Annotated in this window: 26 protein-coding genes; 17 read left to right on the top strand and 9 right to left on the bottom strand. The window is 62.7% G+C overall.

Translation table 11 applies throughout. The features are described 5' to 3' along the window. Positions 1-122: 122 nt before the first annotated feature. Positions 123-2534, top strand: coding sequence for a membrane-bound PQQ-dependent dehydrogenase, glucose/quinate/shikimate family (locus KZO83_RS07785; RefSeq protein ID WP_247620382.1), 2412 nt, complete (start codon positions 123-125; stop codon positions 2532-2534). Between the two features lie 69 nt (positions 2535-2603). Here KZO83_RS07785 and KZO83_RS07790 read toward each other — a convergent pair whose 3' ends face one another. After that, positions 2604-3365, bottom strand: a complete 762-nt coding sequence (locus KZO83_RS07790) for an EAL domain-containing protein (RefSeq protein ID WP_247620383.1) — start codon at positions 3363-3365, stop codon at positions 2604-2606. A 212-nt stretch (positions 3366-3577) separates the two neighbouring features. On the opposite strand from KZO83_RS07790, the gene KZO83_RS07795 reads away from it, so the two are divergent. Both KZO83_RS07795 and KZO83_RS07800 read left to right on the top strand, forming a co-directional pair. After that, positions 3578-3952 (top strand): MliC family protein, encoded by a 375-nt coding sequence (locus tag KZO83_RS07795; protein ID WP_247620384.1) that lies wholly within the window; start codon positions 3578-3580, stop codon positions 3950-3952. A 51-nt stretch (positions 3953-4003) separates the two neighbouring features. After that, on the top strand, positions 4004-4612 hold the full coding sequence (locus KZO83_RS07800; protein WP_178999616.1) for a LysE family translocator: 609 nt from the start codon (positions 4004-4006) through the stop codon (positions 4610-4612). A gap of 19 nt (positions 4613-4631) precedes the next feature. Here KZO83_RS07800 and KZO83_RS07805 read toward each other — a convergent pair whose 3' ends face one another. Together KZO83_RS07805 and KZO83_RS07810 are read right to left on the bottom strand one after the other, a co-directional pair. Next, entirely contained in the window at positions 4632-6284 is a 1653-nt protein-coding gene (locus tag KZO83_RS07805; RefSeq protein WP_247620385.1) for an acyl-CoA dehydrogenase family protein, read from the bottom strand. 88 nt (positions 6285-6372) lie between these two features. Then, a complete protein-coding gene (locus tag KZO83_RS07810; RefSeq protein ID WP_247620386.1) occupies positions 6373-6942 on the bottom strand; it encodes a TetR/AcrR family transcriptional regulator in 570 nt (189 codons plus the stop codon). An 87-nt stretch (positions 6943-7029) separates the two neighbouring features. Between KZO83_RS07810 and KZO83_RS07815 the strand changes: the two genes are divergently transcribed. The 3 genes from KZO83_RS07815 (at position 7030) to KZO83_RS07825 (ending at position 9483) form a co-directional block, all read left to right on the top strand. Then, the gene (locus KZO83_RS07815) at positions 7030-8262 is read left to right on the top strand and encodes an MFS transporter (RefSeq protein WP_247620387.1); all 1233 of its coding nucleotides are present in this window, start codon (positions 7030-7032) and stop codon (positions 8260-8262) included. A 103-nt stretch (positions 8263-8365) separates the two neighbouring features. Beyond that, positions 8366-8923 carry an NUDIX hydrolase gene (locus KZO83_RS07820; RefSeq protein ID WP_247620388.1) on the top strand — a complete coding sequence of 186 codons (558 nt, stop codon included), beginning with the start codon at positions 8366-8368 and terminating at the stop codon, positions 8921-8923. 65 nt (positions 8924-8988) lie between these two features. Next, positions 8989-9483 carry a glutathione peroxidase gene (locus KZO83_RS07825; RefSeq protein ID WP_040243318.1) on the top strand — a complete coding sequence of 165 codons (495 nt, stop codon included), beginning with the start codon at positions 8989-8991 and terminating at the stop codon, positions 9481-9483. A 12-nt stretch (positions 9484-9495) separates the two neighbouring features. Here KZO83_RS07825 and KZO83_RS07830 read toward each other — a convergent pair whose 3' ends face one another. Beyond that, positions 9496-9885: a DUF7079 family protein gene (locus tag KZO83_RS07830; RefSeq protein ID WP_097022061.1), complete on the bottom strand. Its 390-nt coding sequence runs from the start codon at positions 9883-9885 to the stop codon at positions 9496-9498. 184 nt (positions 9886-10069) lie between these two features. Between KZO83_RS07830 and fabV the strand changes: the two genes are divergently transcribed. Genes fabV through KZO83_RS07845 form a run of 3 tightly spaced genes read left to right on the top strand, consistent with a single transcriptional unit; the run spans position 10070 to position 12913 of the window. Continuing rightward, a complete protein-coding gene (fabV, locus tag KZO83_RS07835) occupies positions 10070-11275 on the top strand; it encodes an enoyl-ACP reductase FabV (protein WP_178999622.1) in 1206 nt (401 codons plus the stop codon). Beyond that, positions 11272-11952, top strand: a complete 681-nt coding sequence (locus KZO83_RS07840) for a DUF2959 family protein (protein WP_247620389.1) — start codon at positions 11272-11274, stop codon at positions 11950-11952. The genes fabV and KZO83_RS07840 overlap by 4 nt, the downstream gene beginning before the upstream one ends. Next, a complete protein-coding gene (locus tag KZO83_RS07845; protein WP_247620390.1) occupies positions 11939-12913 on the top strand; it encodes a GlxA family transcriptional regulator in 975 nt (324 codons plus the stop codon). Before KZO83_RS07840 ends, KZO83_RS07845 begins: the two co-directional genes overlap by 14 nt. 20 nt (positions 12914-12933) lie before the next feature. Here KZO83_RS07845 and KZO83_RS07850 read toward each other — a convergent pair whose 3' ends face one another. Beyond that, the gene (locus KZO83_RS07850; protein ID WP_247620391.1) at positions 12934-14379 is read right to left on the bottom strand and encodes a M48 family metalloprotease; all 1446 of its coding nucleotides are present in this window, start codon (positions 14377-14379) and stop codon (positions 12934-12936) included. Positions 14380-14522: 143 nt separating this feature from the next. Between KZO83_RS07850 and KZO83_RS07855 the strand changes: the two genes are divergently transcribed. Both KZO83_RS07855 and KZO83_RS07860 read left to right on the top strand, forming a co-directional pair. Beyond that, positions 14523-14774: a sulfurtransferase TusA family protein gene (locus KZO83_RS07855; RefSeq protein WP_040242902.1), complete on the top strand. Its 252-nt coding sequence runs from the start codon at positions 14523-14525 to the stop codon at positions 14772-14774. Then, positions 14771-15862, top strand: coding sequence for an AI-2E family transporter (locus tag KZO83_RS07860; RefSeq protein WP_075368298.1), 1092 nt, complete (start codon positions 14771-14773; stop codon positions 15860-15862). Before KZO83_RS07855 ends, KZO83_RS07860 begins: the two co-directional genes overlap by 4 nt. On the opposite strand, the gene KZO83_RS07865 is transcribed toward KZO83_RS07860, so the two are convergent. Next, positions 15863-16339, bottom strand: coding sequence for a peroxiredoxin (locus KZO83_RS07865; RefSeq protein ID WP_040242900.1), 477 nt, complete (start codon positions 16337-16339; stop codon positions 15863-15865). A 261-nt stretch (positions 16340-16600) separates the two neighbouring features. Between KZO83_RS07865 and dapA the strand changes: the two genes are divergently transcribed. From dapA to purC, 4 genes are all read left to right on the top strand, one after another. After that, a complete protein-coding gene (gene dapA, locus KZO83_RS07870; protein WP_075368297.1) occupies positions 16601-17485 on the top strand; it encodes a 4-hydroxy-tetrahydrodipicolinate synthase in 885 nt (294 codons plus the stop codon). A gap of 89 nt (positions 17486-17574) precedes the next feature. Beyond that, positions 17575-18525: an outer membrane protein assembly factor BamC gene (locus KZO83_RS07875; RefSeq protein ID WP_247620392.1), complete on the top strand. Its 951-nt coding sequence runs from the start codon at positions 17575-17577 to the stop codon at positions 18523-18525. A 13-nt stretch (positions 18526-18538) separates the two neighbouring features. Further along, complete coding sequence (locus tag KZO83_RS07880; protein ID WP_075368411.1) at positions 18539-19330, top strand: MBL fold metallo-hydrolase; 792 nt, start codon at positions 18539-18541, stop codon at positions 19328-19330. 124 nt (positions 19331-19454) lie between these two features. Beyond that, positions 19455-20165: a phosphoribosylaminoimidazolesuccinocarboxamide synthase gene (gene purC / locus KZO83_RS07885; RefSeq protein WP_075368295.1), complete on the top strand. Its 711-nt coding sequence runs from the start codon at positions 19455-19457 to the stop codon at positions 20163-20165. A 55-nt stretch (positions 20166-20220) separates the two neighbouring features. On the opposite strand, the gene tsaA is transcribed toward purC, so the two are convergent. Continuing rightward, the gene (tsaA, locus tag KZO83_RS07890) at positions 20221-20979 is read right to left on the bottom strand and encodes a tRNA (N6-threonylcarbamoyladenosine(37)-N6)-methyltransferase TrmO (RefSeq protein ID WP_247620675.1); all 759 of its coding nucleotides are present in this window, start codon (positions 20977-20979) and stop codon (positions 20221-20223) included. A gap of 146 nt (positions 20980-21125) precedes the next feature. On the opposite strand from tsaA, the gene KZO83_RS07895 reads away from it, so the two are divergent. Beyond that, positions 21126-21605 carry a GNAT family N-acetyltransferase gene (locus KZO83_RS07895; RefSeq protein ID WP_075368294.1) on the top strand — a complete coding sequence of 160 codons (480 nt, stop codon included), beginning with the start codon at positions 21126-21128 and terminating at the stop codon, positions 21603-21605. Positions 21606-21678: 73 nt separating this feature from the next. Here the strand turns inward: KZO83_RS07895 and KZO83_RS07900 are convergent, their stop codons facing one another. After that, positions 21679-22296, bottom strand: a complete 618-nt coding sequence (locus tag KZO83_RS07900; protein WP_097022245.1) for a class I SAM-dependent methyltransferase — start codon at positions 22294-22296, stop codon at positions 21679-21681. Positions 22297-22419: 123 nt separating this feature from the next. Continuing rightward, entirely contained in the window at positions 22420-23214 is a 795-nt protein-coding gene (locus tag KZO83_RS07905) for an SDR family NAD(P)-dependent oxidoreductase (protein WP_247620393.1), read from the bottom strand. 219 nt (positions 23215-23433) lie between these two features. On the opposite strand from KZO83_RS07905, the gene KZO83_RS07910 reads away from it, so the two are divergent. Further along, entirely contained in the window at positions 23434-24648 is a 1215-nt protein-coding gene (locus tag KZO83_RS07910) for an aspartate aminotransferase family protein (protein WP_247620394.1), read from the top strand. Positions 24649-24657: the final 9 nt, after the last annotated feature.

Raw genomic sequence — 24657 nt, forward strand, 5'->3', positions numbered from 1 at the left:
GGCGCATCGATAACGTGCCTAAAGCCGCATGGCGCGTCGCTTTCACCGGCGATGCAAGGGATTACGGGCATTCAAGGAGAAATGTTTTGGCTACTAATGCATCTTCCCGCAGGGCTGGCGGCATGTTCGCCAAGCTCGTGGGTATCATCGTTGCCCTCGCCGGCCTCGCGCTGGGCGGCGGCGGGCTTTATCTAGCGTCACTGGGCGGTTCCTGGTATTACGCGATCGCGGGCATTCTGATGCTCGTCTCCGGCGTTCAATTGGTGCGTGGCCGTGTTTCCGGTGCCTGGCTTTATGGTGTGGTGTTCATCGGCACGCTGGTCTGGGCCGCTTGGGAATCCGGGTTGAATTACTGGCGCTGGATTCCGCGCCTCGACGTCGCGTTGATCCTGGCCATTCTGGTTGCGTTGGTCATGCCGAGCCTCCGGGGCGGGCCCTCGCGCAAGGCGAGTTTCTCGGTGGCAGGCGTGTTGTGCCTGGGCCTGATCGTCGCCGGGGCCTTGGCGTTCGTGCCGCGCGGGTATCAACATCTCGAGGACGTGCCGGACGTCGCCGATAGTTCATTGGCGACCGATGTCGGCGATGCACAGCCCGCGGATACGCCTGCTGACGAAGACTGGGTCGCCTACGGACGCGACAGCGCCGCGACGCGTTACTCGCCGCTCGATCAAGTTACCCCGGAGAACGTCGGCGATCTCGAAGTAGCGTGGCAGTACCGCACCGGCGATTTGCTCGATCACCGCTGGGGCGCAGAGACCACGCCGCTCAAGGTCGGTGACGATGTGTTCCTGTGTACGTCGCGCAACATCCTGATCTCGCTCGATGCCGATAGTGGTGAAGAGAACTGGCGTTACGATCCACAGGTATCCGAAGACGCCATTCCTTATACCGCCGCCTGCCGTGGCGTCACGTATTATGAAGTGCCGGATGACCGTCTCGACGATCTGGCCAGTAGTGATGATGGCGATTCGCAGCGCTGTCGCGCCCGCATCATTTCCGGCACGCTCGACGGCCGTATGCTCGAAGTCGATGCCGCAACTGGCGAACCGTGTACCGGTTTCGGAAATAACGGCCAAGTCGATATCAAAAAGAACATGGGCGAGACGCCGGACGGTTACGTCTCCATCAACTCCGCGCCGGTGGTGGTGCGTGATGTCGTCGTGACGGGGCACCAGGTGCTCGATGGCCAGCGGCGTTATCCGCCCTCCGGTGTCATCAAGGGCTTCGATGCCGTGACCGGTGAACTCGAGTGGGCCTGGGACGCAGGGCGCCCCGAGCAGAGCGAACCGCTTAGCGGTGACGAAACGTATGTACGTGGCTCTCCCAATATGTGGACGACGGCCGCCGGCGATAGCCAGCTCGGTCTGGTGTATCTGCCGATGGCCAACAGCGCCGCCGATTACTGGAGTAGTTCGCGCACGCCGGCTGAAAACGAGTGGGCCAGCTCGATGGTGGCGCTCAACGTCGAGACCGGTCTGCCTGAGTGGCACTTCCAGACTGCGCACAAGGATGTCTGGGATTACGACCCCGGTTCGCAGCCGTCATTGATCGATTTCCCCACCGATGAGGGAGAAGTGCCGGCATTGGTGATGCCCACCAAGCAGGGTGAGATCTACGTCTTCAACCGTGAAACCGGCGAGTTGCTAGGCGGTGGTGCCGAAGAACGCCCCGTGCCGCAAGGCGGTGCCGAGCCGGAAGAACGCAGCGAGACACAGCCGTTCTCGCGTTACGCGACCCTGCGTCAGCCCGACATCAATGAGAAGGACATGTGGGGCATGTCGCCTTTCGATCAGCTTTTCTGCCGTATCCAGTACCAGCAAGCCAGTTGGAAGGGCATGTATACGCCGCCCACCGCCGATCAGCCGTGGATCCAGTACACCGGCTATAACGGGGGCTCCGACTGGGGCAGTGTTTCCATCGACCCTCGGCGCGGGGTGATGATCGCCAATTACAATGACATGCCCAACTACAATGAGCTGGTGCCGCGCGAGGTGGCCGATGCCAAGGGCTGGAAGCCCCGCGAGGAGCAGGAAAGCGATAGCGGCGGTGCCGAAGGTGCCGGCGATCCGCAAGCCAACACGCCATACGCGATCAACGTCAACGCCGGCTGGCGTGTGCCCTACACGGGCATGCTGTGCAAGCAGCCTCCCTATGGCCACATCCGCGCCATCGAACTGGCCAGTGGCGATACGCTGTGGGATCGCCCGTTGGGTACCGCGCGCGCCAACGGTCCTTGGGGAATCCGCTCGGGGCTGCCCATCGACATCGGCACGCCCAACAACGGTGGCTCCGTGGTCACGGCCGGAGGACTGATCTTCATCGCTGCGGCGACGGATGATCTGATCCGCGCGATCGACATCGAGAGCGGCGAGACCGTGTGGCAAGCGCCGTTGCCGGCGGGTGGTCAGGCCAACCCGATGGTCTACGAGGCGAACGGACGTCAGTATCTGGTGATCGTCGCTACGGGGCATCACTTCATGGAAACCCCTAGCGGTGACTACGTGATCGCCTATGCGTTGCCCGACGGTGCCTGACGGCTCGATAGGGTAAGAGAAGCACAGCAGCGACCCCGGCATGCGTGTCGGGGTCGCTGCATTTAGGGGCTAGGAAGCCGCGAAGCCATGAATCGGGGGCAGTGCTTCGAACGCGGGACGCGCATAATAGAAGCCTTGGTGCTGCACGATACCGGCCTCCTCATGGAGCCAGCGGGCTTCTTCCCGGCGCTCGATGCCTTCGGCCACGAGGTCGATTTCCAATTGCCTGGCGATATCGACGACCGCCTTGAGCAATACCTGGCGGCGTGTGTCTTGATGGCAGTCCATGACCAGTGCGCGGTCTATCTTGAGCTTGTCGGGACGTAGGTCGACGAGCAGGTCGAGATTGGCGTGGCCCTTGCCGAAGTCGTCCAGGGCGGTGGTGAATCCCATTTGCCGATAGGTATCGATGATGCTGCGCAGGTGTCCGCGATCGCTCACGCTCTCGACTTCGGTGATTTCGAAGACCAGGCGCTCGGTGGGCCATCCGACGCGTCTGGAGACATCCAGCGTGGCCTGTATGCAAGCTTCGGGTTCATAGACGGCATTGGGCAAGAAGTTGATCGACAGTGCGCTGGTCATGTCCAACTGACCGGCCAGTTCGATGGCCTTGACGCGACAGGCCTGATCGAAGCGATACAGCAGTGCGTTCGAGACTTGGGACAGCACTTGATAGGCCGACTCGCCATTGATGCCGCGTACCAGGGCTTCGTGGGTAACGATGCGTTGCGTCGCGACATCGACGATGGGCTGGAATGCCATGCTAAACGCGAATGGCAACGAGCCTTCACAACGCTGGCAATGATGGTCGTTTCGCGCGCAATTCGGCATGCCTGACCTCCGTGTGATGGACTGAGAACACCGTCATGATGCCCGATAAATATTCCGATGCGTATTGGGTGCGGCATGCGTCGTTTAAGATAGGATGTCTGCGATATTATTGTACGATCATAAATTAGCTGCGCTACGCCTTCGGGCACGTCGCATCGTATTGCGCTTCCATCATGATATTCCTGGATAAAGATCCTGGATAAGGAGTTCCGATGAAATCTGTGAGTCTTACCCTGTTGGCGCTCGCGACCTTAATGACGGGGTGCGCCATGCAAGGTGGCGATGCCGATCGCGTCGATCAGCATACCCAGATTTACCAATGTGAGGGAGAGACATCGCTGTCGGTGACCTATTTCCAATATGGCGCTGATACCGATCGCGCCATGCTGAGCTATGGTCACGACTCCATTCCCATGCATCAAGTAGCCTCAGGCTCCGGTGCGCGCTATGCCAGCGACGACGAACAGCTTGCCTACGTATGGCACACCAAAGGCGACAACGGCATGTTGTATCGCGAGAACGACGAGGGTGAACGCAACGTCCTCGAGCGCGATTGCCAGGGCCGCATGAAGGACGCCGACCGCTAAGTTGAGCGCTGATTTTAAGTTGTACGCTCATTTCATGACGGGGCCTGTGCGATGTCTCTGAGTTTGTGGCTGTCGCTAGCGGCCGTTTGTGCCATGGGAGCGATGTCGCCGGGGCCGAGCCTGGCGATGGTGCTGCGCCATACGCTAGGGGGCGGACGCATGCCGGGCGTCATTGCGAGCGTTTGCCATGCGGCAGGCGTGGGCTTCTACGCGGCGTTGACCGTGTGGGGCCTGGGTGCGGTCATCGCTCATCAGCCGGTGTTGTTCAAGGCGATTACCTGGGGCGGGGCAGCGTATCTGGCCTGGCTGGGCGTGAAGGCGTTGCGCGCCGGGCGCGGCGGTGCCCTGGAGGCGGGCGATATAGCGAGCCACTCCGGAGCGGCAGCGCGAGACGGCGTGCTGGTGGCGTTAGCCAATCCCAAGCTGATTCTCTTCTTCGTGGCCTTGTTGAGTCAGTTCGTTAGCGCCGACATGGGCGCGGGGGCCAAGACGACGATCGTGGCGACCGCGTCACTGATCGATGCTGGCTGGTACGTGCTGGTGGCGTTGGCGCTCTCGCATTCGGCGGTTTTGCCCTGGCTTCAGGCGCGTGCGCATTGGATCAATCGGGCGACGGGCGTCCTGCTGTTGGGGCTGGCGCTGCGCATCGTCATCGGTTGATGGGCCGTTGAAACCGCTGTCAGGTCTCGATTCGCTCAAGAATGGCGTCCAGCGGTGCGTGTGACGGCAAGACACCGAACAGCGGCGAAGCCTCCTCACCGAGGCGGGCAGCACAAAAGGTCTCACCGATGGCGATGGGCGCATGACGCAATAGCAATGCGGCCTGTAGGCATTGTGCGAGGCGCTGGGTCAACCAGCGCGCCTGCGCTTCCAGTACGTCCGGCGTGGCCTTGAGGCATCGTTCGAGGGCCTCGAGCGCCCGGTCAAAATCGGGATGCGCGCCGCGTGCCAGAGCGAGCTCCTGGCGCAGGGCGGCGATGCTTTCCGGATGGCGGGCCAGTACGCGCATCACGTCCAGGCACATGACATTGCCCGAGCCTTCCCATATCGAATTTACCGGCGCCTCGCGGTAAAGCCGCGCGAGCGGCGCCTCCTCGACGTAGCCGATACCGCCGAGACATTCCATGGCTTCAGCCATGAACGCTGGACTACGCTTGTTGTGCCAGAACTTGGCCAGCGCGGGGAGCAAGCGCGCCAGGGCGTGCTCATGCGGGTCTCGGGAGGCGCCATCGAAGGCACGCGCCGTGCGTAGGCAGAGTGCCAGGCTGGCCTCGGTTTCCAGCGCCAGGTCGGCGATCACGCGCTGCATCAGCGGCTGGTCGGCGAGGCGTTTACCGAACGCTTCGCGGCCCTGAACGTGGCGCCAGGCTTCGAGCGTCGCCTGGCGCATCATGCCGGCGGGTGCGGTAGCGGCATCGAGCCGGGTCTGCTGGACCATCTCGAGAATGGTGGCGACGCCGCGCCCTGGCTCGCCGATAGGGTGCGCCCAGGCATCGGCATACTCGATTTCCGCCGAGGCGTTGGCGCGGTTGCCGCACTTGTCCTTGAGGCGCTGCAGTTGAATGCCATTGCGTTCGCCATCGGGGCGAAAGCGTGGCACCAGGAAGCAACCGAGGCCGGCGTCGTCTTGTGCGAGGGTCAGGAAGGCATCCGACATCGGGGCGCTGCAGAACCACTTGTGGCCGGTGAGGCGCACGCTGCCATCCGATTGGTGTGTCGCGTGGGTGGTGTTGCGGCGCACGTCGCTGCCGCCTTGTTTCTCGGTCATCGCCATGCCGAAGGTTGCCGCACGCTTGTCGCCGGCGGGCAGAGCACGCGGATCGTAGTCGTTTGCCAGCAGGCGCGGTCCCCAGGTCTCGAGTATGGCGCTGTCGTGGCGTAGCACCGGATACGCGGCGTGGGTCATGGTGATCGGGCAGCAGAATCCCGGCTCGACTTGGGTCAAGAGATACAGCGCGGCGATATGCGCTTGATGACCGCCATTGCCTTCATGTTCCCAGGCCACCGCCTGCCAGCCGCCATCGCAGGCGAGATGCATCAAGCGATGATAGGCTTCGGTGTAGTGCACTTCGTCGAGCCTGCGCCCGTGCCGGTCGAACAAACGTAGCTCGGGAGAATGGCGATTGGCCTCGTCGGCGATGGCTTGCCAGGTATCACGCCCGGCCTCGCGGGCGAGTGGGGCAAGGCGCGTCGCGACCCAAGCCGGGGCTTCGCGGGCCAGAGTCTCACGCAGGGCGATGTCCTCTGCCAGGAGGTCATGGTCGCCACCGAGCAACGGCTGGTTGGTGACCTCGTGCGTGGCGAGATGAGTGCGAGCGGCATGATCGACCATGGAAGCGACTCCTGAAGACGGCAAGGGGATGCGTCGTGCTTCGAGCATGGTCAGACGTCGTGCCGGGGTCAATGCGACCCTGGTGGAGTTAGTCGGGCGAGTCGGTGCTTGGCAGTGTCTGCGCGATCCAGCGGCTGAGGCGCGCGGGCGTCGCTGTATCGAGGTCGTAGAGTAGCCGGTACGTCATCGGCGCGATCACGCCGTCCATCAAGTCCTCGACCGATGGCGTGGCTTCGCCGCGCTTCACGGCACGTTCGCGCAAGCACGTCATGATCGTTTCACTGTAACGGCAGCAGCGTTCGCGTCGTTCGCGTTCGGCGCTGGCCATGATATCGCTGAGCATCCACTGGCCGGCCGGCGAGGTCATCTCGTCGAGATATTGCTCGCCCCAAGCCTGTAGATCACCCGCCAAGGAACCGGTCTGCGGCGGCTCGACGTCGGGACGCAGGCGTTCGAGCGACACGTCCGCCAGCAACTCGGCGAGATTTCCCCAGCGCCGATAGATCGTCGACGGCGTCACGCCGGCCTTGTTCGCGATCTGGGGCACGCTGAGTTCTTCGCGGGATTTGGTGATCTGCAGCTCGCGGACCGCGTGATGCACGGCTTCTTGCACCCGCGCGCTGCGTCCCCCGGGACGAACGGCTTCTTTGATGGCCATGGTCACCTAACGCAAAATATTTGCTTTATGAGCCTGCTAAGTTCAGACTGCCTTTAACGCACAATCTTAGCATTAATGGATTTCATCATGACACCGCCTTCATCCACGGGTACGACGGATGCCTACCCGACGCCGCGCCTCGGGCAACTGACTTATTATGTCATCCTCATGATCACCTTCCTGGCGGCATCCAGCGCACCGACGCCGCTGTATCGCCTCTATCAAATGACGTGGCACTTCTCGGCAACGATGCTCACGCTGGTGTTTGCCAGCTACGTGTTTGCCTTGTTGGTGGCGCTACTGGTGTCCGGATCGTTGTCGGATCATATCGGTCGGCGGCCCGTGGTGGCCGGTGCGATCGTGGGCGAACTTCTATCGTTAGGAGTGTTCTTCTGGGCCGATAGCCTGGCGTGGCTCATGGTAGCGCGTATTCTGCAGGGCATCGCCACTGGTGTGGTGACCAGCGCGTTGGCGGCGGCCATGCTCGATAGCGATCACCGACGTGGGCCCGTCATGGCGAGTATCGCGCCGCTCTTCGGTATGGGCATCGGCGCCCTGATTGCGGGCATCTTGGTAACGTATGCGCCCGCGCCGCTGCATCTGGTGTACGCGTTCTTGGCCGTGGCGCTGGTAGTTCAAGGTTTGCTGCTAGGGCGAGTTCGCGAAAGCGTGACGCCGCGCCCGGGCGCATGGGCCTCGTTGCGGCCACGCGCCTATATACCGCCGCCTGTCCGGGGGCCGCTGATGCGCGTGGTGTCAGCGGTGATCTCGTCCTGGGCACTGGGTGGTTTCTCGCTTTCGCTGGGTCCCTCGCTCGTGGAGACCGTCAGCGGTATTCATAACCCGCTGGTGGGGTGTCTGATTACGTTCCTGCTGCCCTGCGTGGGCGCGATCAGTGTGTTGACGCTGCGGGCCAAGCCGCCTCGTGTGGCCGTGCTCATCGGGACGGGGTGCTTGATCGTCGGGATGAGCGTGCTGTTGTTGGGGGTGCATTGGCGCAGCGTGGCGGTGCTGTTGAGCGGCACAGCCTTTGCAGGGATCGGCTTCGGCGCGGCGTTCATGGGCGCCATGCGTACGGTGATGCCATTGGCACCGCCCACCGAGCGCTCGGCGTTGATGGCGGCGTTCTACGTCATTTGCTATTTGTCTGCCAGCCTTTTGGCCATGGTCGGCGGCGTGGCGACACAGCACATGGGGTTGCTGCCGACGACGTACGTATATGGCGGTGTCGTGGCGGCGTTGTCGCTCATCGCCTTCATCGGTGCGCTGACGCAGCGCGCGACGTCATATCGTTGCCAAGCTTGCGATAGCCCAGCGTGAGGTGCGCTGCCTTGTGCATGTCCATTAGTGTATTCGACATGACGCGATGCGCGGGCTCTGGCATGCTGACGCCTTCCCGCATCGATACGTCACAGGACACACCATGTTCACGCCGTCGCCTTCCGCAACGCTTGGGGCGCTGCCCGAGCCGATCATCAAGGATGAGCGCATCCAGCTGGTGGATGCACGCAATCGTCCTTGCGGCAGCGCCTCGCGTCGGCTGATGCGGCGCTTTCGCTTCTGGCACCGCGCGACGTACGTGTTCGTGCGCAATGGTCGGGGCGAGCTATGCGTGCAGCGCCGCACGCTGACCAAGGAAGTGTTTCCTGGCTATCATGATTTGGCCACCGGTGGCGTGGTCGGTGCGGGTGAAGCGGAGCATGTCGCCGCGCGTCGCGAGCTGGCCGAAGAACTCGGCATCGAGGGCGTGTCGTTGACGCCGTGTTTCACGTTCCGTTATACCGATGGCGGTAACTTCATTCATGGCAGCGCCTTCTTGGCCGATTACGATGGGCCGCTGGTGTTGCAAGCGGACGAAGTCGCCGACGCCACCTGGTTGACGGTGGAGGCCGCGCTGGCTCTGGAAGACGCCACGCCGGATAGCCGCGTCGCGCTGGAACACATGCTCGCCCAAGGCTGGTTGACGGCACAGGATGATTGAAGCTCTGCCGCAGGCGGACGACAATGAAAAGGTATCCCCGACGATGAATGCGATGCGCGACCGCCATGACGCTATATAGCCAGGATTGCCATACCAACCGGATGGAGCCCTTCAATCTACGCGCGCTGCGCGGGCAAGTGTTGTTGATCGTCAATGTCGCCAGCCGCTGCGGTTATACGCCGCAACTCAAGGAACTCGAGTGGCTGTATCGCCGTTATCACGATCAGGGCTTTACCGTGCTGGCGTTCCCCTGCAATCAGTTTGGCCGCCAGACGCCGGAGTCGGCCGAGGGGTTCGGCGCGTTTTGCACGCGTGAATATCGGGTCAGTTTTCCGGTGATGGAAAAGGTCCACGTCAACGGGCGCGATGCCCATCCGCTGTTCGTCCTGCTGCGCCGCCAGGCGCCGGGCGTGCTGGGAAGTACTCCCATCAAGTGGAATTTCACCAAGTTCCTGGTGGGGCGCGATGGCCATGTGATCCGACGTTTCGCGCCGCGCGTCTCGCCGCGCAGCATGGCGGTAGATATCGAGCAGGCGCTGGACATCCCGTTCTCGGCATGACGCTCTTATGGCTCATGATGCGGTCGCATGCAGACGCTCGATCAAGATGTCGAAACGTGGCCGGCTCATCATCGTGGTCAACCCGGAAAACAGTAGCCAAAAGCCCTTGCGCCAGCCATGTAGACGACGCGTGTGGCGTGCCAGGTCGAGCAGCAGGCGGTCCTCGTCGAAGTGGCGCCACTCGCCAGCCACCGACATCTGGCGACGCGACATGACCGGCGCCATCTCCAGCCGATATATCATTTCCAGTTCCTGAGGCGTATGGCCTTGGGCCTCGACCACCTCGAGCATGCGGGTATATTCGCGCTCCCGGGGCTCGCGCTCGAGCCACAGGGGCGAGAGCGCGAGCCACAGGGCGCCACGGCGTTCCAATAGGGATTCAAGCTCGTTGGGGTCGTGCATGTTGTAGGCCTTCGCTGTGAAGGGGCATCTTCGGCCACTGGGCCATGACGAGCAAGGGGGTGCGGACATGGACGCCTTCACCCGCTAGAATGCCCCACAATAAAGAAACCGTGCATTGGCGCGTGTTTCCCCGTGGCGGTTGCGACCGCGATCAACGAATGACGTCAGCAAAGAGGTTTCCTCTGTGATCATCAAACCCAAGGTTCGTGGCTTCATCTGCACTACGACGCATCCCAAGGGCTGCGAGCGCAATGTTGCCGAACAGATTGCCACCACGCGTGCGAACATTCCGCAAAGCGAACAGGAAAATGGCCCGAAGAAGGTGTTGGTGATCGGCGCCTCCAGCGGCTATGGCCTGGCCGCACGTGTCACTGCGGCCTTCGGTTACGGGGCGTCGACACTCGGTGTTTTCTACGAGAAGCCGGGCACCGAGAAGAAGCCGGGCACGGCGGGTTGGTATAACGCGGCGGCGTTTGACAAGTTCGCCAAGGAAGAAGGCCTTTACAGCAAGGCGATCAATGGCGATGCCTTCTCGCACGAAGCACGCGCCAAGGCCATCGAGTTGATCAAGCAGGACTTGGGCCAGATCGACTTGGTGGTGTACTCGCTGGCCTCGCCGGTACGCAAGATGCCCGATAGCGGCGAGCTCAAGCGCTCGGCCCTCAAACCCATCGGCGAGACCTATACCGCCACGGCCATCGATACCAACAAGGATGCCATCACCGAAGCCTCCGTCGAGCCGGCCACCGAGCAGGAAATCGCCGATACCATCACCGTCATGGGCGGTGAGGACTGGGAGCTTTGGATCGATGCCCTGGACGAGGCGGGCGTTTTGGCGCCGGGCGCGCGTAGCGTAGCGTTCAGCTATATCGGCACCGAGATTACCTGGCCGATCTACTGGCATGGCGCGCTGGGCAAGGCCAAGGAAGATCTGGACCGCGCCGCCGGCGAAATCGACGCGCGCCTGTCCCAAGAGGGCGGCAGCGCCAATGTGGCGGTGCTCAAGTCGGTGGTGACTCAAGCCAGCGCGGCAATCCCGGTGATGCCGCTTTATATCTCGATGGTCTACAAAGTCATGAAAGAGAAGGGCCTGCACGAGGGCACCATCGATCAGCTCAATCGCCTGTATGCCGAGCGCCTTTATTCATCTCAAGCGCAGGACACCGACGAAGCGGGCCGCCTGCGTCTCGACGACTGGGAGCTACGCGACGACGTGCAACAGCCGTGCAAGGAGCTATGGTCGCAGGTGACCACCGATAATCTCTTCACGCTGACCGACTACGCCGGTTACAAGCATGACTTTCTCAAGCTGTTCGGCTTCGAGCGTGAGGATGTCGATTATGAGGCGGACGTCGACCCCGTAGCGGAGTTCGACGTCGTGCAGTTGTGATCGTCGCGTCCGAGCGCCTCCAGCGCGCATGGCGCTGGGGGGTGTGCGTCGTTTTGTTGGGCCTGATCGCTGGGTGCCAGAGTTCGCCGTATTACGCCTCGATGGAGCGCCTTGGCGTATCGCGGGGCGAGGTGCTGGCGGAGCGTGTCGACGCTGCTCGACAGGCCCAGAAACGTGCCCGGGAAGCACTGGATAGCGCCTTGTCGCGTCTGGAACTGGCGCTTTCTGCCTCGCCGAGCACCTTCTCGCGTGAGCGTGAGGCATTGACGCAGGCGTTGGAGAAAAGCGACGACGCACAGCGCGACCTGGCCTGGCGGCTCGATGACGCCGATGAGGCGGCCGAGGCGGTATTCACCGAATGGCACGATGAGCTCGATGACTACCACGATGAGCGTTATCGCGAACTCAGCGAGCGGCAATTGGCCGAGTCCCGAGAACGCTATGCAGACATCCGCCAGGCGCTTGCTGCCTCGCGCGAGCAGATGCGGCCGGTGACGGAGACGCTCAACGATACCGCGCTACTGCTCGAACACGAGGAAAAGGCCCGCGATCTAGCCGCGCTGGGTGACCGGATGCCCGAGATGCGCGACACGCTGGATGAACTCGCCACGCGCGCCGCGCAGATCGATCGTGAGACGGACGCGCTGGTGGAGGCGCTGCTCGATGCCAGGGAGTGAAGAGCGCCGCGATGCACCGCGCCAGGTGGGATTTCTGCTGTTGCCGGGATTTTCGCTGCTGGCGCAGGCCTGCGCCATGGAGCCGTTGCACGTCGCTAATTTGCTGGCCGAGCGTCGGCTCTATGTGCCACGGACTTTCGGGCTCGATGGGCGCGCGGTGAAAAGCGCCGCCGAATTGTCGCTAACGCCGGAAAGCGTGGCAGGCAGCGATGTCCAGCCTCTGGATATGCTCATGGTGTGCGGCGTGAGTCCGTCACCTGCCAGCGAACCCCCGAACTTGCATGGCTGGCTGCAACGGCTGGCGTCACGCGGGGTCATGCTGGGCGGCATCGCCGGTGGCACCCAGGTGCTGGCTCGCGCCGGTGTGCTGGAGGGCTATCGGGTCACGTTACACGTAGCCGGGGCCGATGCGTTCACGCGGGATTTTCCCGGCGTGCATGTCTCGCATCAGTTGTTCGAGATCGACCGTGATCGCTTGACTTGCGGGGGCGGCACGGCGGCGATGGACATGATGATGACGTTGATCGCGCAGCAGCATGGCGCGCGGCTGGCCGAACGCGTCTCCGAGCATTTCGTTTGCGAGCGCATTCGCATGGCGGACGAACCTCAGCATGTACCCCTTCGTGCGCGTCTCTCGCACGCACCGCAGAGCCTTGTCGATGCGGTGACCCTGATGGACTCGAACATCGAGGAACCGCTGACCACCCACGAGCTGGCGGAACATCTGGGAATTTCCCGACGACAGCTGGAGCGGTTGTTCAAGAAGTACCTGCAGGCGGTCCCCAGTCGTTATTACCTGGAACTGCGCCTGCAGAAGGCCCGTCAGTTGCTGCGTGACAGTGAACAGGCTGTCGGCGACATTGCCCTGTCTACGGGCTTTTCCTCCGGGGCGCATTTCTCTACGGCGTACCGTAACCATTTCGGCATCAGTCCGCGCGACGAGCGCATTCCACGCCACTGAAGGCAGCTTTCGTACAAAGCCTAGAAGTCCTGGAGTGCCTGTCGATACCCCAGATATGCCTTGCGGCGTTCGACCAAGCGGCTGGCCATGGTGAAGTCGCCCTGGTTGCGCGCCGTTTCTTCGGCGATGTCGAGCTGTTTGATGGCGCGGTCGATATGGCCGGTCAGTTGCAATTGCTCGGCGCGAGCGAGCATGCCCCACAGGTCGCGGTCGCTGCGTCCGGCGGCCTCAGCGAGCAGAGAAAAGACCTGCGGATCCTCGGGATATTGATCGCTCATGCGGCGTAAAATGTCGTATGCCTGGCGCGGGGCTTGCTGCAGCAGGACTTCTGCCTCGATGAGCTGTGCCGGGCGGTAGTCCGGTTGCAGGCGTAAGATCCGCCGGGCGCGGGCCAGTGCAACATCGCGCTGGCCGGCGTCGAACGCTACCTGGGCTGCGCTGGCCGGCAGCATCGAGAGATTCGGCTGCGCCGCGCTTAACTGGTCGATGGTCTCGAGTGCCTGTGCGGTATTCCCGTTATGGGCAGCGATCAGCGCTTGCAGGTAGCGTATCGCGGCGTTAGGCGGGTCGTCCTGACGTAGCTGAGTCATGGCCTGGTCGGGATTATCGCGGTTGAGCGCGAGCAGGGCGCGGGCGCGAATCAGGTCAAAGGCCGTGCTATCGTGCGGTGCGGGCGAGGGCATCTGGTCGGCGCGGGCCTGGGTGTCGGCGATGCGGGCTTCGGTGACCGGGTGTGTGAGCAGGAATTCCGGCGGGTTGCCGCCCTGGAGGCTGGACAGGCGTTGCATGGCGCGAAAGAGCTCGGGCATGGCTTGCGGGTCGAAGCCGGCATCGGCCAGTGCCTCCAGCCCGACGCGATCCGCTTCCTGCTCGAAACGCCGGGAATAGGCGAGCTGATCCTGAATGAACGCGGCTTGCGAGCCGACCATGGTGGCCAGCCCCGCATCGCCGGCGCCGCCCGCAGCGAGGACCATGCCGATCAGCATGGCACCCATGGTAGGTAGCTGCGTTTCTTCCACGCGCTGCATGCGGCGCGCGAAATGATGCTGTGACAGATGACCGAGCTCGTGGGCGATCACCGAGGCCAGAGCATCCTCGCTCTCGGTGAAGGTGAACAGGCCGCTGTTGACGCCGACCACGCCGCCCGGCACGGCGAAGGCATTGAGAAGCCGGCTGTCGACCAGGGTGATGACGATGTCGTCATGAACCCCGGCATACGGTAACAGGCGCGCCACCAGGCCATGAATGTAATCCTGCGCGATAGGGTCTTGCCATTCGTCGGTCTGGGCGCGGAACTGGCGTAGCCAGGCGCGTCCCAGGCGGTGTTCCTCACCGCTTGAGACGGTGGCGCTCGAGCCACCCAGCTCGGGAAGGCCGTAATCGTTCTGCGCCAGGGCATTCGGCGCGAAGGCGCAAAATGTCAGGGCGAGGCATAGGGCAGGAAGCAGCGTCCAGCGACGTGGCATGGGCATCCTCTTGAATGGCGCGACGGAGCGGGTAGGCCGACGGCATGGTGCGCGCCATGCTACCGTTGTCTTCGACATTGAACTGACTGGCAAAGTGCCTTTAAATCGTTGCGTTTTCAACTACCGAACCGCTGGGGGCGCAGATGGCGTTGCAACCCGATCATATGCTCGATGCACGTGGCCTGCATTGTCCATTGCCGCTACTCAAGGCCAAGCAGGCGTTATCGACGCTCGAAGTGGGCGCGTTGCTTGAGGTTCAGGCGACCGATGTCGGTTCGTGGCCGGATTTCGAGACCTTTGCCGCGCAGGGGCCGCACTGCCTCGAGGCGCGCGAAGAAAGGGACGGTGTCTACTTTTATTGGTTGCGCAAGGGCGAACGAGGAAGCACGGCATGACGATGAAAGGCCTCTTCAAGGGGTGGATGGAGCGCTATTTCTCGGACGAGGAAGCGGTCGTCTTGCTCATTGTGCTGGTGTTGGGCTTTGCCGCCGTCATTTGCCTGGGCCGGATGCTGGCGCCGTTTTTCACCGCCCTGGTACTGGCCTTCCTCCTTGAAGGCGTGGTCGCGTGGCTAGAGCGGCGCGGCTTGCCACGCCTGCTGTCGGTACTGGTCGTGTTTCTGATCTTTCTGGGCGCATTATTGGCGCTGGCCCTGGTGATCATGCCGCTGGTCTGGAACCAGATGGTGGAGCTGGTGCAGGAGGCCCCGCGCATGTTCGCCAGTGGCCAAGCGTGGCTGGATACCTTGCAGTCGCACTATCCGACCTTGATCACCCCCGACCAGGTCGAACAGTGGATCGCCACCGCCGGGCGCGAGGCTACCCAGCTCGGTCAACGGGCGCTGACGCTGTCGCTGGCATCGTTGGGCAATTTATTGGGAGTGATCGTCTATCTGGTATTGGTGCCGATCCTGGTGTTTTTCTTGCTCAAGGACCGGGAGCGCCTGACGCTGTTCTTACTGTCCCTGCTACCCAAAAAGCGTGTCCTGATGACGCGCATCTGGCATGAGATGGACGATCAGATCGCCAACTATATTCGCGGCAAGGCGATCGAGATCCTGATCGTGGGCGTAGTGGCCTTCATTACCTTCTGGACGTTCGGGTTGCCTTATTCCACCTTGCTGGCACTGATCGTCGGCTTGTCAGTGCTGGTGCCGTACATCGGTGCGGCGGTGGCAACCTTGCCGGTGGCGGCCGTCGCAGGTTTCCACTTCGGTATCGGCGACCAACTCGTCTACGTACTGCTGGCCTATGCCGTTATCCAGGCGCTGGATGGCAACGTGCTGGTGCCGGTGTTGTTTTCCGAGGCAGTCAACTTACATCCGGTTTCGATCATCCTGGCGGTGTTGTTCTTCGGCGGTATCTGGGGCTTTTGGGGCGTATTCTTTGCGATTCCGCTGGCGACCTTGATCAAAGCGCTGGTGTACGCCTGGCCGCGCGGTGTGCGCGAGCCAGGCCTGCGGTCTCCCCCGGCGGAGCAATGATCAGGAGGCCGCATTGAGCTCGCGGGCGGCGTCGAGCACTTCCTCGACGTGGCCCTTGACCTTCACCTTGCGCCATTCGCGCGCCAGCTTGCCGTCAGTGTCGATCAGGAAGGTGCTGCGCTCTATCCCCAGGTGCTCTTTGCCGTAGAGTTTCTTGAGTTTGATGACATCGAAGAGTTGGCATAACGCCTCGTCCTTGTCGGAAATCAGCTCGAAATTGAACCCTTGCTTGGCCTTGAAGTTCTCATGGGCACGCAGTCCGTCCCGCGAGACACCGAGAATGACGGTGTTGGCGGCCTCGAAGTCGGCCTTATGGTCGCGGAAGTCACCCCCTTCGGTGGTGCAGCCCGGGGTACTATCCTTGGGGTAGAAATAGATCACGACCTGTCGGCCACGGTAGTCGGAAAGTGTGATCTGCGTATCGCCCGTTGCCGGGGCGCTGAAATCGGGGACGTGTTGGCCGATGCTGACGCTCATGGAAGGGTTCCTCGAGTACTGACGTGAAAGATGTCGTTGCCTGAATGTGGACGGTTAAGATTACATTGCAGCCAGGCGTGCGTGTCAAAGCACGCCGCTTCTGTACAGGATGAAGCTGGCTGAGTACCATTTGAGATTGATCGACATCATGACAGGAAAGGCCGGTCCGGCGCTCGAAACGCCCGGTTGGCGATACGCGCATTTTTATCGCCCGCGCATGCCGGTGGCACGCTGGCCCGATTCACAGGAGAGCACTGCAGGATGATCACAGGCAGCATCGTCGCTTTGGCGACACCGATGAAGGCCAGTGGCGATATCGACTGGGAGGCGCTGCGTCGCCTGGTGGAGTTCCATCTCGACAACGGCACCGATGCCATCGTCGCGGCGGGCACCACCGGTGAGCCGACCACCATGTCGTTCGCCGAACATTTCGACGTCATCCGCTGCGTCGTCGAGGAAGTCGACGGCCGCGTGCCGGTGATCGCCGGTACCGGCGCCAACGCAACCTCGGAAGCGGTCGAGCTGGCGCGTTACGCACGCGAAGTAGGCGCGGACCTCTGCTTGTCGGTGGCCCCTTACTACAACAAGCCCACCCAGGAAGGGCTTTACCAGCATTTCAAGGCCGTCGCCGAGGGCGGCGGGTTGCCGGTCATTCTCTACAACGTGCCCGGCCGTACCTGCTCGGATATCTACAACGAGACGGTGTTCCGTCTTGCCGAGGTCGAGAATATCGTCGGACTCAAAGACGCCACCGGCAATCTCGAGCGTGCCGAGGAGTTGGTCGAGCGTCTCAAGGACACCGGCTTCGCGCTCTATTCCGGCGACGACCCCACGGCGTGCGATTTCATGCTGATGGGTGGCCATGGCGATATCTCGGTATGCGCCAACGTCGCGCCGGGCGCCATGCATGAGTTGTGCGAAGCGGCCGTGGCCGGCGATACCGAAAGAGCGCATCAGATCAATTCACGCCTCATGTCGCTGCACACCGCGTTGGGCGTCGAGGCTAACCCGATTCCGGTGAAATGGGCGCTCAACCGCATGGGGCTGGCGGAGCAGGGCATCCGCCTGCCGATGACGTGGCTCTCCGACAAGTATCACTCCACGGTGAGTGAAGCCCTGCAGCTCGCGGGTGTGACCGAAGGCTGACCAACTGTCGAAAAGCGTCGAGGAGCCGGACGTTTATCGGCGTTAGCGGTATTCCTCTACGCCGATCAACGCATAAAGAAGGTGTATGCATGAAACCCGTCCTTAAATGGATGCCGCTGATCATCGGCGCCACTCTGATCGTAAGTGGCTGTAGCCGTTCCGGTTTTTATTACGACCGCAACGCTGAATACGCCGATGCCGAGATGGTCGAGCCCTTGACGCTGCCGGATTCGCGCGATTCGTCACAGTACCAGAACGCCATGCCGGTGCCCGATGCCGAGAGTGATTTCGTGGCTACGGACGAAGACTTCGACGTGCCGCGCCCACGTCCGCTGGCCTCTAGCCAGGAAGCCGAGACGGCCTTCGTCGAATCCCGCGAGGCCGGTGACGAGCGTTGGTTGGTCGTCAATGCCGCTCCGGGGGGTGTCTGGCCGATGTTGCAGGGATTCGCATCCGCGCAGGGTACCAATGTCGCAAATACCGATGTTGATGCTGGGCGTCTCGAGACCGATCTGGGGACGTTGAGTATCCGTCAGGGGTTGCGTGAAGGCTCCAGCGAAGTGCGTTGTGAAGACAGCGGCAACGAAGCCCGGTGCCTCGATGCGCTGCAGCGCTACCTGAGCGACAACGTCGATGATCAGGAAGGCGTTTCTCTGGCGGCACAACCGCTGGCGAGCAATGAGCGCGTACGCTTGTCGAATCACGATGGCGAGTGGCAGCTCGAGCTGGCACTGAATCTTGAACGTGCCTGGCCGGAACTGCGTTATCAGCTGGAGAACAACTTCGAGGACCAACGGGGCACCTTGGTCGATCAGAATCGTAGTGCCGGTCAGTTCGTGATCGATTACACCGCCCGCGATGACGATTCCGGCTGGTTCGATTGGTTCGGCGGCGACGAGGCGACCCAACGCTACCGCCTCAATGTCAGCGCCAACGCTCGTGACACCACGCAGGTGCGTGTCAGTGACGAAGACGGCGACTCAGTGGATTCGGGCGATGCCCGTGAAGTGCTCGACGCCGTGGCGGCGACCTTGCGCTGAGATGCCGGACGGCATGACAGATCAGCCTACGGCGTCGCCGGCCCTGCGTTTCGCATCGCTGGGTAGCGGCAGCAAGGGCAATGCCACGTTAGTCAGCGACGGTGAAACGCACGTGCTGGTGGATTGCGGCTTTGGCATGCGCGAGGCGGAGCGCCGTCTCGCGCAGTTCGGTCTGCATCCTCGTCAGCTCGACGCCGTGCTTCTCACCCATGAGCACGGCGATCACATTCGTGGCGTGGGTCCCTTGGCGCGGCGCTACGCGATCCCGGTCTATTTGACCGCAGGCACCTGGCTATCGGGACGCCTGGGCGAGGTGCCGCGCCATGAGTGGGTGGTGCCTCAATCACGCTTCGCGATCAAGGGGCTGGAGATCGAGCCGGTGACGGTGCCGCACGATGCACGCGAGCCGGTGCAATTTCGGTTTCGCGCGCATGGCCGCCATCTGGGGGTGCTCACCGATCTCGGTCACCCCAGTGAACATGTCATCGATGCGTTTCGGGGCTGTGATGCGCTGATTCTCGAGTGCAATCACGATCGCCACATGCTCGATGTCGGCCCCTACCCGCCGCGCCTCAAGCGGCGGGTAGGCGGTCACTGGGGACACTTGGCCAATGTCCAGGCCGCCGAACTCTTGTCGCGGCTGGGGCTGGATCGCCTGCAGCGTATCGTGTGTTCGCATATCTCGGAAGAGAACAATCGCCCCGAACTGGCGCTGGAAGCGCTGACGCCATTGTTGTCCGGCGATGAGTCGCGTTTGCTGGTATCGGCGCAGGAACATGGCTTCGCCTGGCAGAGCATCGCGTGAGTGGAAGCCGTGCGTCGTTGGCACCGTAGAGACGCCTTGAATAGCCTTTGAATACGTCGCGGGTCGTGCGATCCGCGCTCAGACAAGAGCCAGCCGGCCCCGCGAGGGCCATTGTGGAGATCCCATGGAAAAACGTGACGAGCTGTACGCGGGCAAGGCCAAGTCCGTCTACCGCACCGATGATCCGCAGCGTTTGATCCTGCACTTCCGCGACGACACCAGCGCCTTCGATGGCAAGAAGAAGGAGTCGCTGGCGCGCAAGGGCATGGTCAACAATAAGTTCAATGCCTTCATCATGGAAAAGCTCCAGGCGGCGGGCATTCCCACGCATTTCGAGACGCTGCTCTCCGACGACGAGTGTGTGGTCAAGAACCTCGAGATGATTCCCGTCGAGTGCGTGGTGCGCAATGTCGCCGCGGGCGGGCTGGTACGCCGTCTCGGTGTCGAGGAAGGCCAGACGTTGATGCCGCCGACCTTCGAGTTGTTCCTCAAGGACGACGCCAATGGCGACCCGATGATCAACGAGTCGTTGGCCGAGACGTTTGGCTGGGCGACGCCTGAGCAACTGGCGACCATGAAAGCGTTGACCTTCCAGGTCAACGACGTCCTCAAGCAGTTGTTTCTCGATGGCGACATGCTGCTGGTCGACTACAAGCTCGAATTCGGCATGTTCGACGGCCAGGTGACGCTGGGCGATGAGTTTTCGCCGGATGGCTGCCGCCTGTGGGACGCCAACACTCGCGAGAAGATGGACAAGGACCGCTTCCGCCAGGGGCTGGGCGGTGTCATCGAAGCCTATGAAGAAGTCGGGCGGCGGATCGGCATCACGTTCTGACTGCCGTGCGTTTTCGGCTATGCCATCGGGGCGCCCACGGGCGCCCCGATGTCGTTCACGCGGGGGAAGACGCCACGACGATGTCTTCCACATGCATCGCCTCGATGCCGTTGGACGCACTCGGGTGAAAGCGCACGTCCACATCGCGTAGGCGCACACCATAGCGGCGTTCGAACGTGTTCTGCGCGTTCTTGTGGTACGCGGGGCGCGGGTCCTGGGCCAACACCTGGCGTATCAATTCACGCAATGAGTCGCCGTCACGACGCCTCAAAAGAGCCGCTTCGGCGGTCGCCGAAAACGTTACCGGCAGCGATGGCGGTGGCGCGGGGGCGAAGCCACTGCGTGCCTCGGGGAGTGCTTCGGCCCAGGCCAGATAGGGTTTGATGTCGAGCACCGGCGTGCCGTCGACGAGATCGTGCCCGCGCAGGTGAAGCGTCACGCCGTGGTGCGTCTCGATCTTCACTAGCTCGACCAGCGACAGCCCCAGGCGGTTGGGGCGATGGGTGCTGCGCGTGGCGAAGACGCCGTGTTTGGCATTGCCACCCAGACGCGGCGGACGCACCAATGGCGTCCAGCGCGTGGGGCTTTGGTGGAAGATGAAGGTCAGCCACAGATGGCTGAACGCGTCCAGGCCGCGCACAGTGAGTGGATCGTCGAACGGTGGCGCCAGCGTTAGCGTCGCCCGTGCGGCACTGGCAAGCCCCGGTTGGCGCGGAATGCCGAACTTGTCCGGGTAGTCGCTGGAGATACGTCCGATGGGCGTGAGCGTGAAAGCCGTCGACGCCTCGGACGAAGGAAAATCATAATCGGTCATCGTGACATTATGCCCAATGCCGTCACGTGCAGCGAGACATGCTGGCGTGGCATGCAGGCCTTGTGTAGGCTGCGCGATGCCCATCACCATGGCGGCCTGGGCGCTCGCGGAGCGTCCGCCAGGCATGCCATTTCCAGGAGGCAACGGTGACCGAACGAATCGTCTATCGCGAGGCTACGCCGCGTGATGCCGCCGATCAGGCGGAAGTGTTTCACCATGCCGTAATGCAGGGTGCCGCCGGTTATTACACGCTGGCGCAACGCGAGGCGTGGACCATGGCCCTACCGCGCGATGCCGAGGCTTGGGCGGCGCGCCAGGTGCTCTATCCTACGTTGGTGGCGGTCTGCGACGGGCGCTGCGTGGGATTCTGCGAGCTTGACCCCGGCGAAGGGCGCATCGAAACGCTCTATGTGTGGCCCTCGCTGGCCGGTCGAGGCGTGGGCGGCCGCTTGCTGGAGCACGCCGAAGGGGAGATGCGCCAGCGTGGCGTGGCGTGCATGCGAATCGAGGCCAGCCTGGTGCTGGCGGATGCCCTGGTACGCCGTGACTGGCGTCACGAAGGGGAAGACTGGGTCGAGCGTGCCGGTGAGCGAATGCCCCGTGTTCGGCTCAGCAAGGCGCTCTAAGCTTTTTTGTTAAAAGCCGGCGTGTCTGATGAAAAGCCGGCGTGTTTGATGATAAGTCGGCGGGTCGCTCCGATTACGCCTTGCGGGCCAGCAGGGCGCGGAACAGCGAGCCCATCATCACCGGCGTGTCGTGTTCGACGATGAAGCCGGCGCCTTCCAGGAGTGGCCGCGCCTGACGCGTGATGTCGGTAGCCAGAAAGGAGGTCACCATATTCACCAGGCGCCTGCCCAGGCCGGCGGGGCGAGCATCGCTCTGGAACTTGTCCATCACGCACAATTGGCCGTCTTCCGCCAACACGCGGTGCGCCTCGCTCAGCCCTGCCTTGGGGTCAGGCATGACGGCGACGATCAAGTGCATCACGACGACATCGAAATGCGCATCGGGATACGCCAGTCGCGCGGCATCCATCGTCGCGGCGATGACGTCCAGCCCGTGGCGATCGGCACGTGCCTCGAGACGCGCGATCATCACCGGTGAGATATCGATGGCATGTACTTCGATGTCGCGTGGCAGGCAGGGCAAATCGAGCCCCGTACCGGCGCCCACCAGCAGAACGCGCTGGCCCTGCCGCCAATGCACGGCCTCCAGAGCGAGGCGGCGCGCGCGTCGGAACGCCCGTGCGGCCACCAAGTCGTAGACCGGTGCGTAAAGCGAATAGCGCAGTCGGTTCCAGGCGGTCGTGTTGAGCATCACATGGCGCTCCGGCAAGGGCATAACGCCGTCTTAGCACGTTGCCGGCGAGGCGTCCATGTAGGAATGGATTCGTGACACGCGCTCGACACGGCCCGGGGATGCCGGGCCGTGCGAGTGCGGTTACGCCATGCTGTCGACGATGCCGCCTTCTACGCGCAGTGGCGCGCCGGTGGTGGCGCTGGCTTGCGGTGATGCCGCGTAAACGCACATGTTGGCGACTTCCTCGGGGGTGGCGAGACGGCCGATGATCGAGCTGGGGCGGTTCTCCTTGACGAAGCGCGCTTCCATTTCCTCCTGGGACACGCCTTCCTGTTCGGCCAGTTGAGCGATCATGCCGACCACTCCTTCGGAACGCGTCGGCCCGGGCAGTACCGCGTTGACGGTAACCCCAGTGCCGGCCAGTACCTTGGCCAGCCCGCGCGAGATCGACTGCACGGCGGATTTGGTCATGCCGTAGTGGACCATTTCGGAGGGGATGTTCAGTGCCGATTCGCTGGACAGGAACTGGATACGGCCCCAGCCGCGTGATTTCATTCCCTGGGCGTAATGGCGCGATAGCCGCACGCCGCTCATCACATTGACCTGGAAGAACTGCTCCCACGTCTCGTCGTCGGTCTCGAAGAAATCCTGCGGGCCGAAGATTCCCACGTTGTTGATCAGAATATCGGTATCCGCGCGTGCGTCGATCAGCGCCTGGCAGCCTTCGGCGCTTCCCAGGTCGGCGGCGACGCCGGAAACCCGCGCGCCCGAGACCGCAGCTTTCAGGTCGCTCACCGCTGCGTCGACGCGTGCTTGAGTGCGGCCGGTGATCGTGACCTCGGCGCCGGCCTCGGCCAGTCCCTGGGCGATGGCGAAGCCGATGCCGGCGGTGGAGCCGGTGACAATGGCGGATTTGCCGCTGAGATCGATCTGCATGGTGCGTCTCCTTGTAGCGCCTCGTGTGTCCTAGGTGGCTCTTCGCGTCATGGTGACGCGACCATGAGCCTGCAAATAAATGAATCGGGGCGTAGACGACAAAACTCAACCTCTTTTCATAATTCGTCGTCACATCGCTGAAAGACCCGATACCTCCCATCCTCGTATACTCAATGCCAACCTACCGTATTCGTTGACCCACCCAGGAGGACCGACACGATGTCCCAGTCACCGACCCGCGATGATTTCGACCGCTACATGGTGCCCAACTACTCCCCGCAGCGGACGATTCCGGTGCGCGGCGAGGGCAGCCGTCTGTGGGACCAAGACGGGCGCGAGTACATCGATTTCGCCGGCGGTATCGCGGTCAACGCGCTGGGACATTGTCATCCCGCGCTGGTCTCGGCGCTCAAGGCGCAGGCCGACAAGCTTTGGCATCTGTCCAACGTCTACACCAACGAGCCGGCGTTGGCCCTGGCCAAGTCGCTCGTCGAGCGTACCTTCGCCGATAAGGCTTACTTCTGTTCGTCCGGCGGCGAAGCCAACGAGGCGGCCTTCAAACTGGCGCGGCGCTGGGCGTACGATAATTTCGGTGCGCACAAGGACAAGATCGTCTCCTTCCGCCAGTCGTTCCATGGCCGGACCCTGTTTACCGTCAGCGTCGGTGGCCAGCCCAAGTATTCCGAAGGCTTCGGGCCGATCCCGGGGCGTATCGAGCATGCCGTGTACAACGACCTCGACAGCGTACGTGCGCTGATCGACGACGAAACCTGCGCCGTGGTGGTCGAGCCGATGCAGGGTGAGGGCGGCGTGGTGCCGGCCGATCCCGACTTCCTGAGCGGTTTGCGCGCGCTATGCGATGAGCATCAGGCGTTGCTGGTATTCGACGAAGTGCAATCGGGCGTGGGCCGCAGCGGGCATCTCTATGCGTACATGCATTACGGCGTGACGCCCGACATCCTGACCAGTGCCAAGGCACTGGGTGGCGGTTTCCCGGTCGGCGCCATGCTGACCACCGATCGCGTGGCACCGTCATTGGCGGTGGGCACCCACGGTTCTACTTACGGTGGCAACCCATTGGCTTGTTCGGTGGCGCTGGCGGCGGTGGAAACCATCGATACGCCCGAGGTGCTGGAAGGCGTCATGCATCGCCATGCGCTATTCAAGGAGCACCTCGAGGCGATCAATCGCGAATACGGCATCTTCAAGGAAGTACGCGGCCTGGGCCTGTTGCTCGGGGCCGAGATGGCGCCGGCCTACGAAGGGCGTGCCAAGGAAATCCTGCCGTTGGCCATGGAAGAAGGGCTGATGGCGTTGGTCGCCGGCCCCAATGTGCTGCGCATGGCGCCGTCGTTGGTGATCTCCGACGCAGAAGTGCGTGAAGGGATGGCCCGCCTGGAACGCGCCGTGGCGCGATTCGTGCAGGACGCATGAACCCGCAAC

Source organism: Chromohalobacter moromii (genome assembly GCF_023091865.1).
Lineage (GTDB): Bacteria > Pseudomonadota > Gammaproteobacteria > Pseudomonadales > Halomonadaceae > Chromohalobacter > Chromohalobacter moromii.

What these genes read in the sequence shown, in the direction of transcription:
- KZO83_RS07850 (WP_247620391.1), bottom strand. Translation starts at nt 14,379, where the DNA reads ATGCCACGTCGCTGGACGCTGCTTCCTGCCCTATGCCTCGCCCTGACA.
- KZO83_RS07805 (WP_247620385.1), bottom strand. Translation starts at nt 6,284, where the DNA reads ATGGTCGATCATGCCGCTCGCACTCATCTCGCCACGCACGAGGTCACC.
- KZO83_RS07865 (WP_040242900.1), bottom strand. Translation starts at nt 16,339, where the DNA reads ATGAGCGTCAGCATCGGCCAACACGTCCCCGATTTCAGCGCCCCGGCA.
- KZO83_RS07830 (WP_097022061.1), bottom strand. Translation starts at nt 9,885, where the DNA reads ATGCACGACCCCAACGAGCTTGAATCCCTATTGGAACGCCGTGGCGCC.
- KZO83_RS07880 (WP_075368411.1), top strand. Translation starts at nt 18,539, where the DNA reads ATGACAGATCAGCCTACGGCGTCGCCGGCCCTGCGTTTCGCATCGCTG.
- KZO83_RS07855 (WP_040242902.1), top strand. Translation starts at nt 14,523, where the DNA reads ATGGCGTTGCAACCCGATCATATGCTCGATGCACGTGGCCTGCATTGT.
- KZO83_RS07845 (WP_247620390.1), top strand. Translation starts at nt 11,939, where the DNA reads ATGCCAGGGAGTGAAGAGCGCCGCGATGCACCGCGCCAGGTGGGATTT.
- KZO83_RS07905 (WP_247620393.1), bottom strand. Translation starts at nt 23,214, where the DNA reads ATGCAGATCGATCTCAGCGGCAAATCCGCCATTGTCACCGGCTCCACC.
- KZO83_RS07875 (WP_247620392.1), top strand. Translation starts at nt 17,575, where the DNA reads ATGAAACCCGTCCTTAAATGGATGCCGCTGATCATCGGCGCCACTCTG.
- KZO83_RS07810 (WP_247620386.1), bottom strand. Translation starts at nt 6,942, where the DNA reads ATGGCCATCAAAGAAGCCGTTCGTCCCGGGGGACGCAGCGCGCGGGTG.
- KZO83_RS07790 (WP_247620383.1), bottom strand. Translation starts at nt 3,365, where the DNA reads ATGCCGAATTGCGCGCGAAACGACCATCATTGCCAGCGTTGTGAAGGC.
- tsaA (WP_247620675.1), bottom strand. Translation starts at nt 20,979, where the DNA reads ATGACCGATTATGATTTTCCTTCGTCCGAGGCGTCGACGGCTTTCACG.
- KZO83_RS07900 (WP_097022245.1), bottom strand. Translation starts at nt 22,296, where the DNA reads ATGCTCAACACGACCGCCTGGAACCGACTGCGCTATTCGCTTTACGCA.
- KZO83_RS07785 (WP_247620382.1), top strand. Translation starts at nt 123, where the DNA reads ATGTTCGCCAAGCTCGTGGGTATCATCGTTGCCCTCGCCGGCCTCGCG.
- KZO83_RS07820 (WP_247620388.1), top strand. Translation starts at nt 8,366, where the DNA reads ATGTTCACGCCGTCGCCTTCCGCAACGCTTGGGGCGCTGCCCGAGCCG.
- KZO83_RS07910 (WP_247620394.1), top strand. Translation starts at nt 23,434, where the DNA reads ATGTCCCAGTCACCGACCCGCGATGATTTCGACCGCTACATGGTGCCC.
- dapA (WP_075368297.1), top strand. Translation starts at nt 16,601, where the DNA reads ATGATCACAGGCAGCATCGTCGCTTTGGCGACACCGATGAAGGCCAGT.
- KZO83_RS07815 (WP_247620387.1), top strand. Translation starts at nt 7,030, where the DNA reads ATGACACCGCCTTCATCCACGGGTACGACGGATGCCTACCCGACGCCG.
- purC (WP_075368295.1), top strand. Translation starts at nt 19,455, where the DNA reads ATGGAAAAACGTGACGAGCTGTACGCGGGCAAGGCCAAGTCCGTCTAC.
- KZO83_RS07825 (WP_040243318.1), top strand. Translation starts at nt 8,989, where the DNA reads ATGACGCTATATAGCCAGGATTGCCATACCAACCGGATGGAGCCCTTC.
- KZO83_RS07860 (WP_075368298.1), top strand. Translation starts at nt 14,771, where the DNA reads ATGACGATGAAAGGCCTCTTCAAGGGGTGGATGGAGCGCTATTTCTCG.
- KZO83_RS07795 (WP_247620384.1), top strand. Translation starts at nt 3,578, where the DNA reads ATGAAATCTGTGAGTCTTACCCTGTTGGCGCTCGCGACCTTAATGACG.
- KZO83_RS07800 (WP_178999616.1), top strand. Translation starts at nt 4,004, where the DNA reads ATGTCTCTGAGTTTGTGGCTGTCGCTAGCGGCCGTTTGTGCCATGGGA.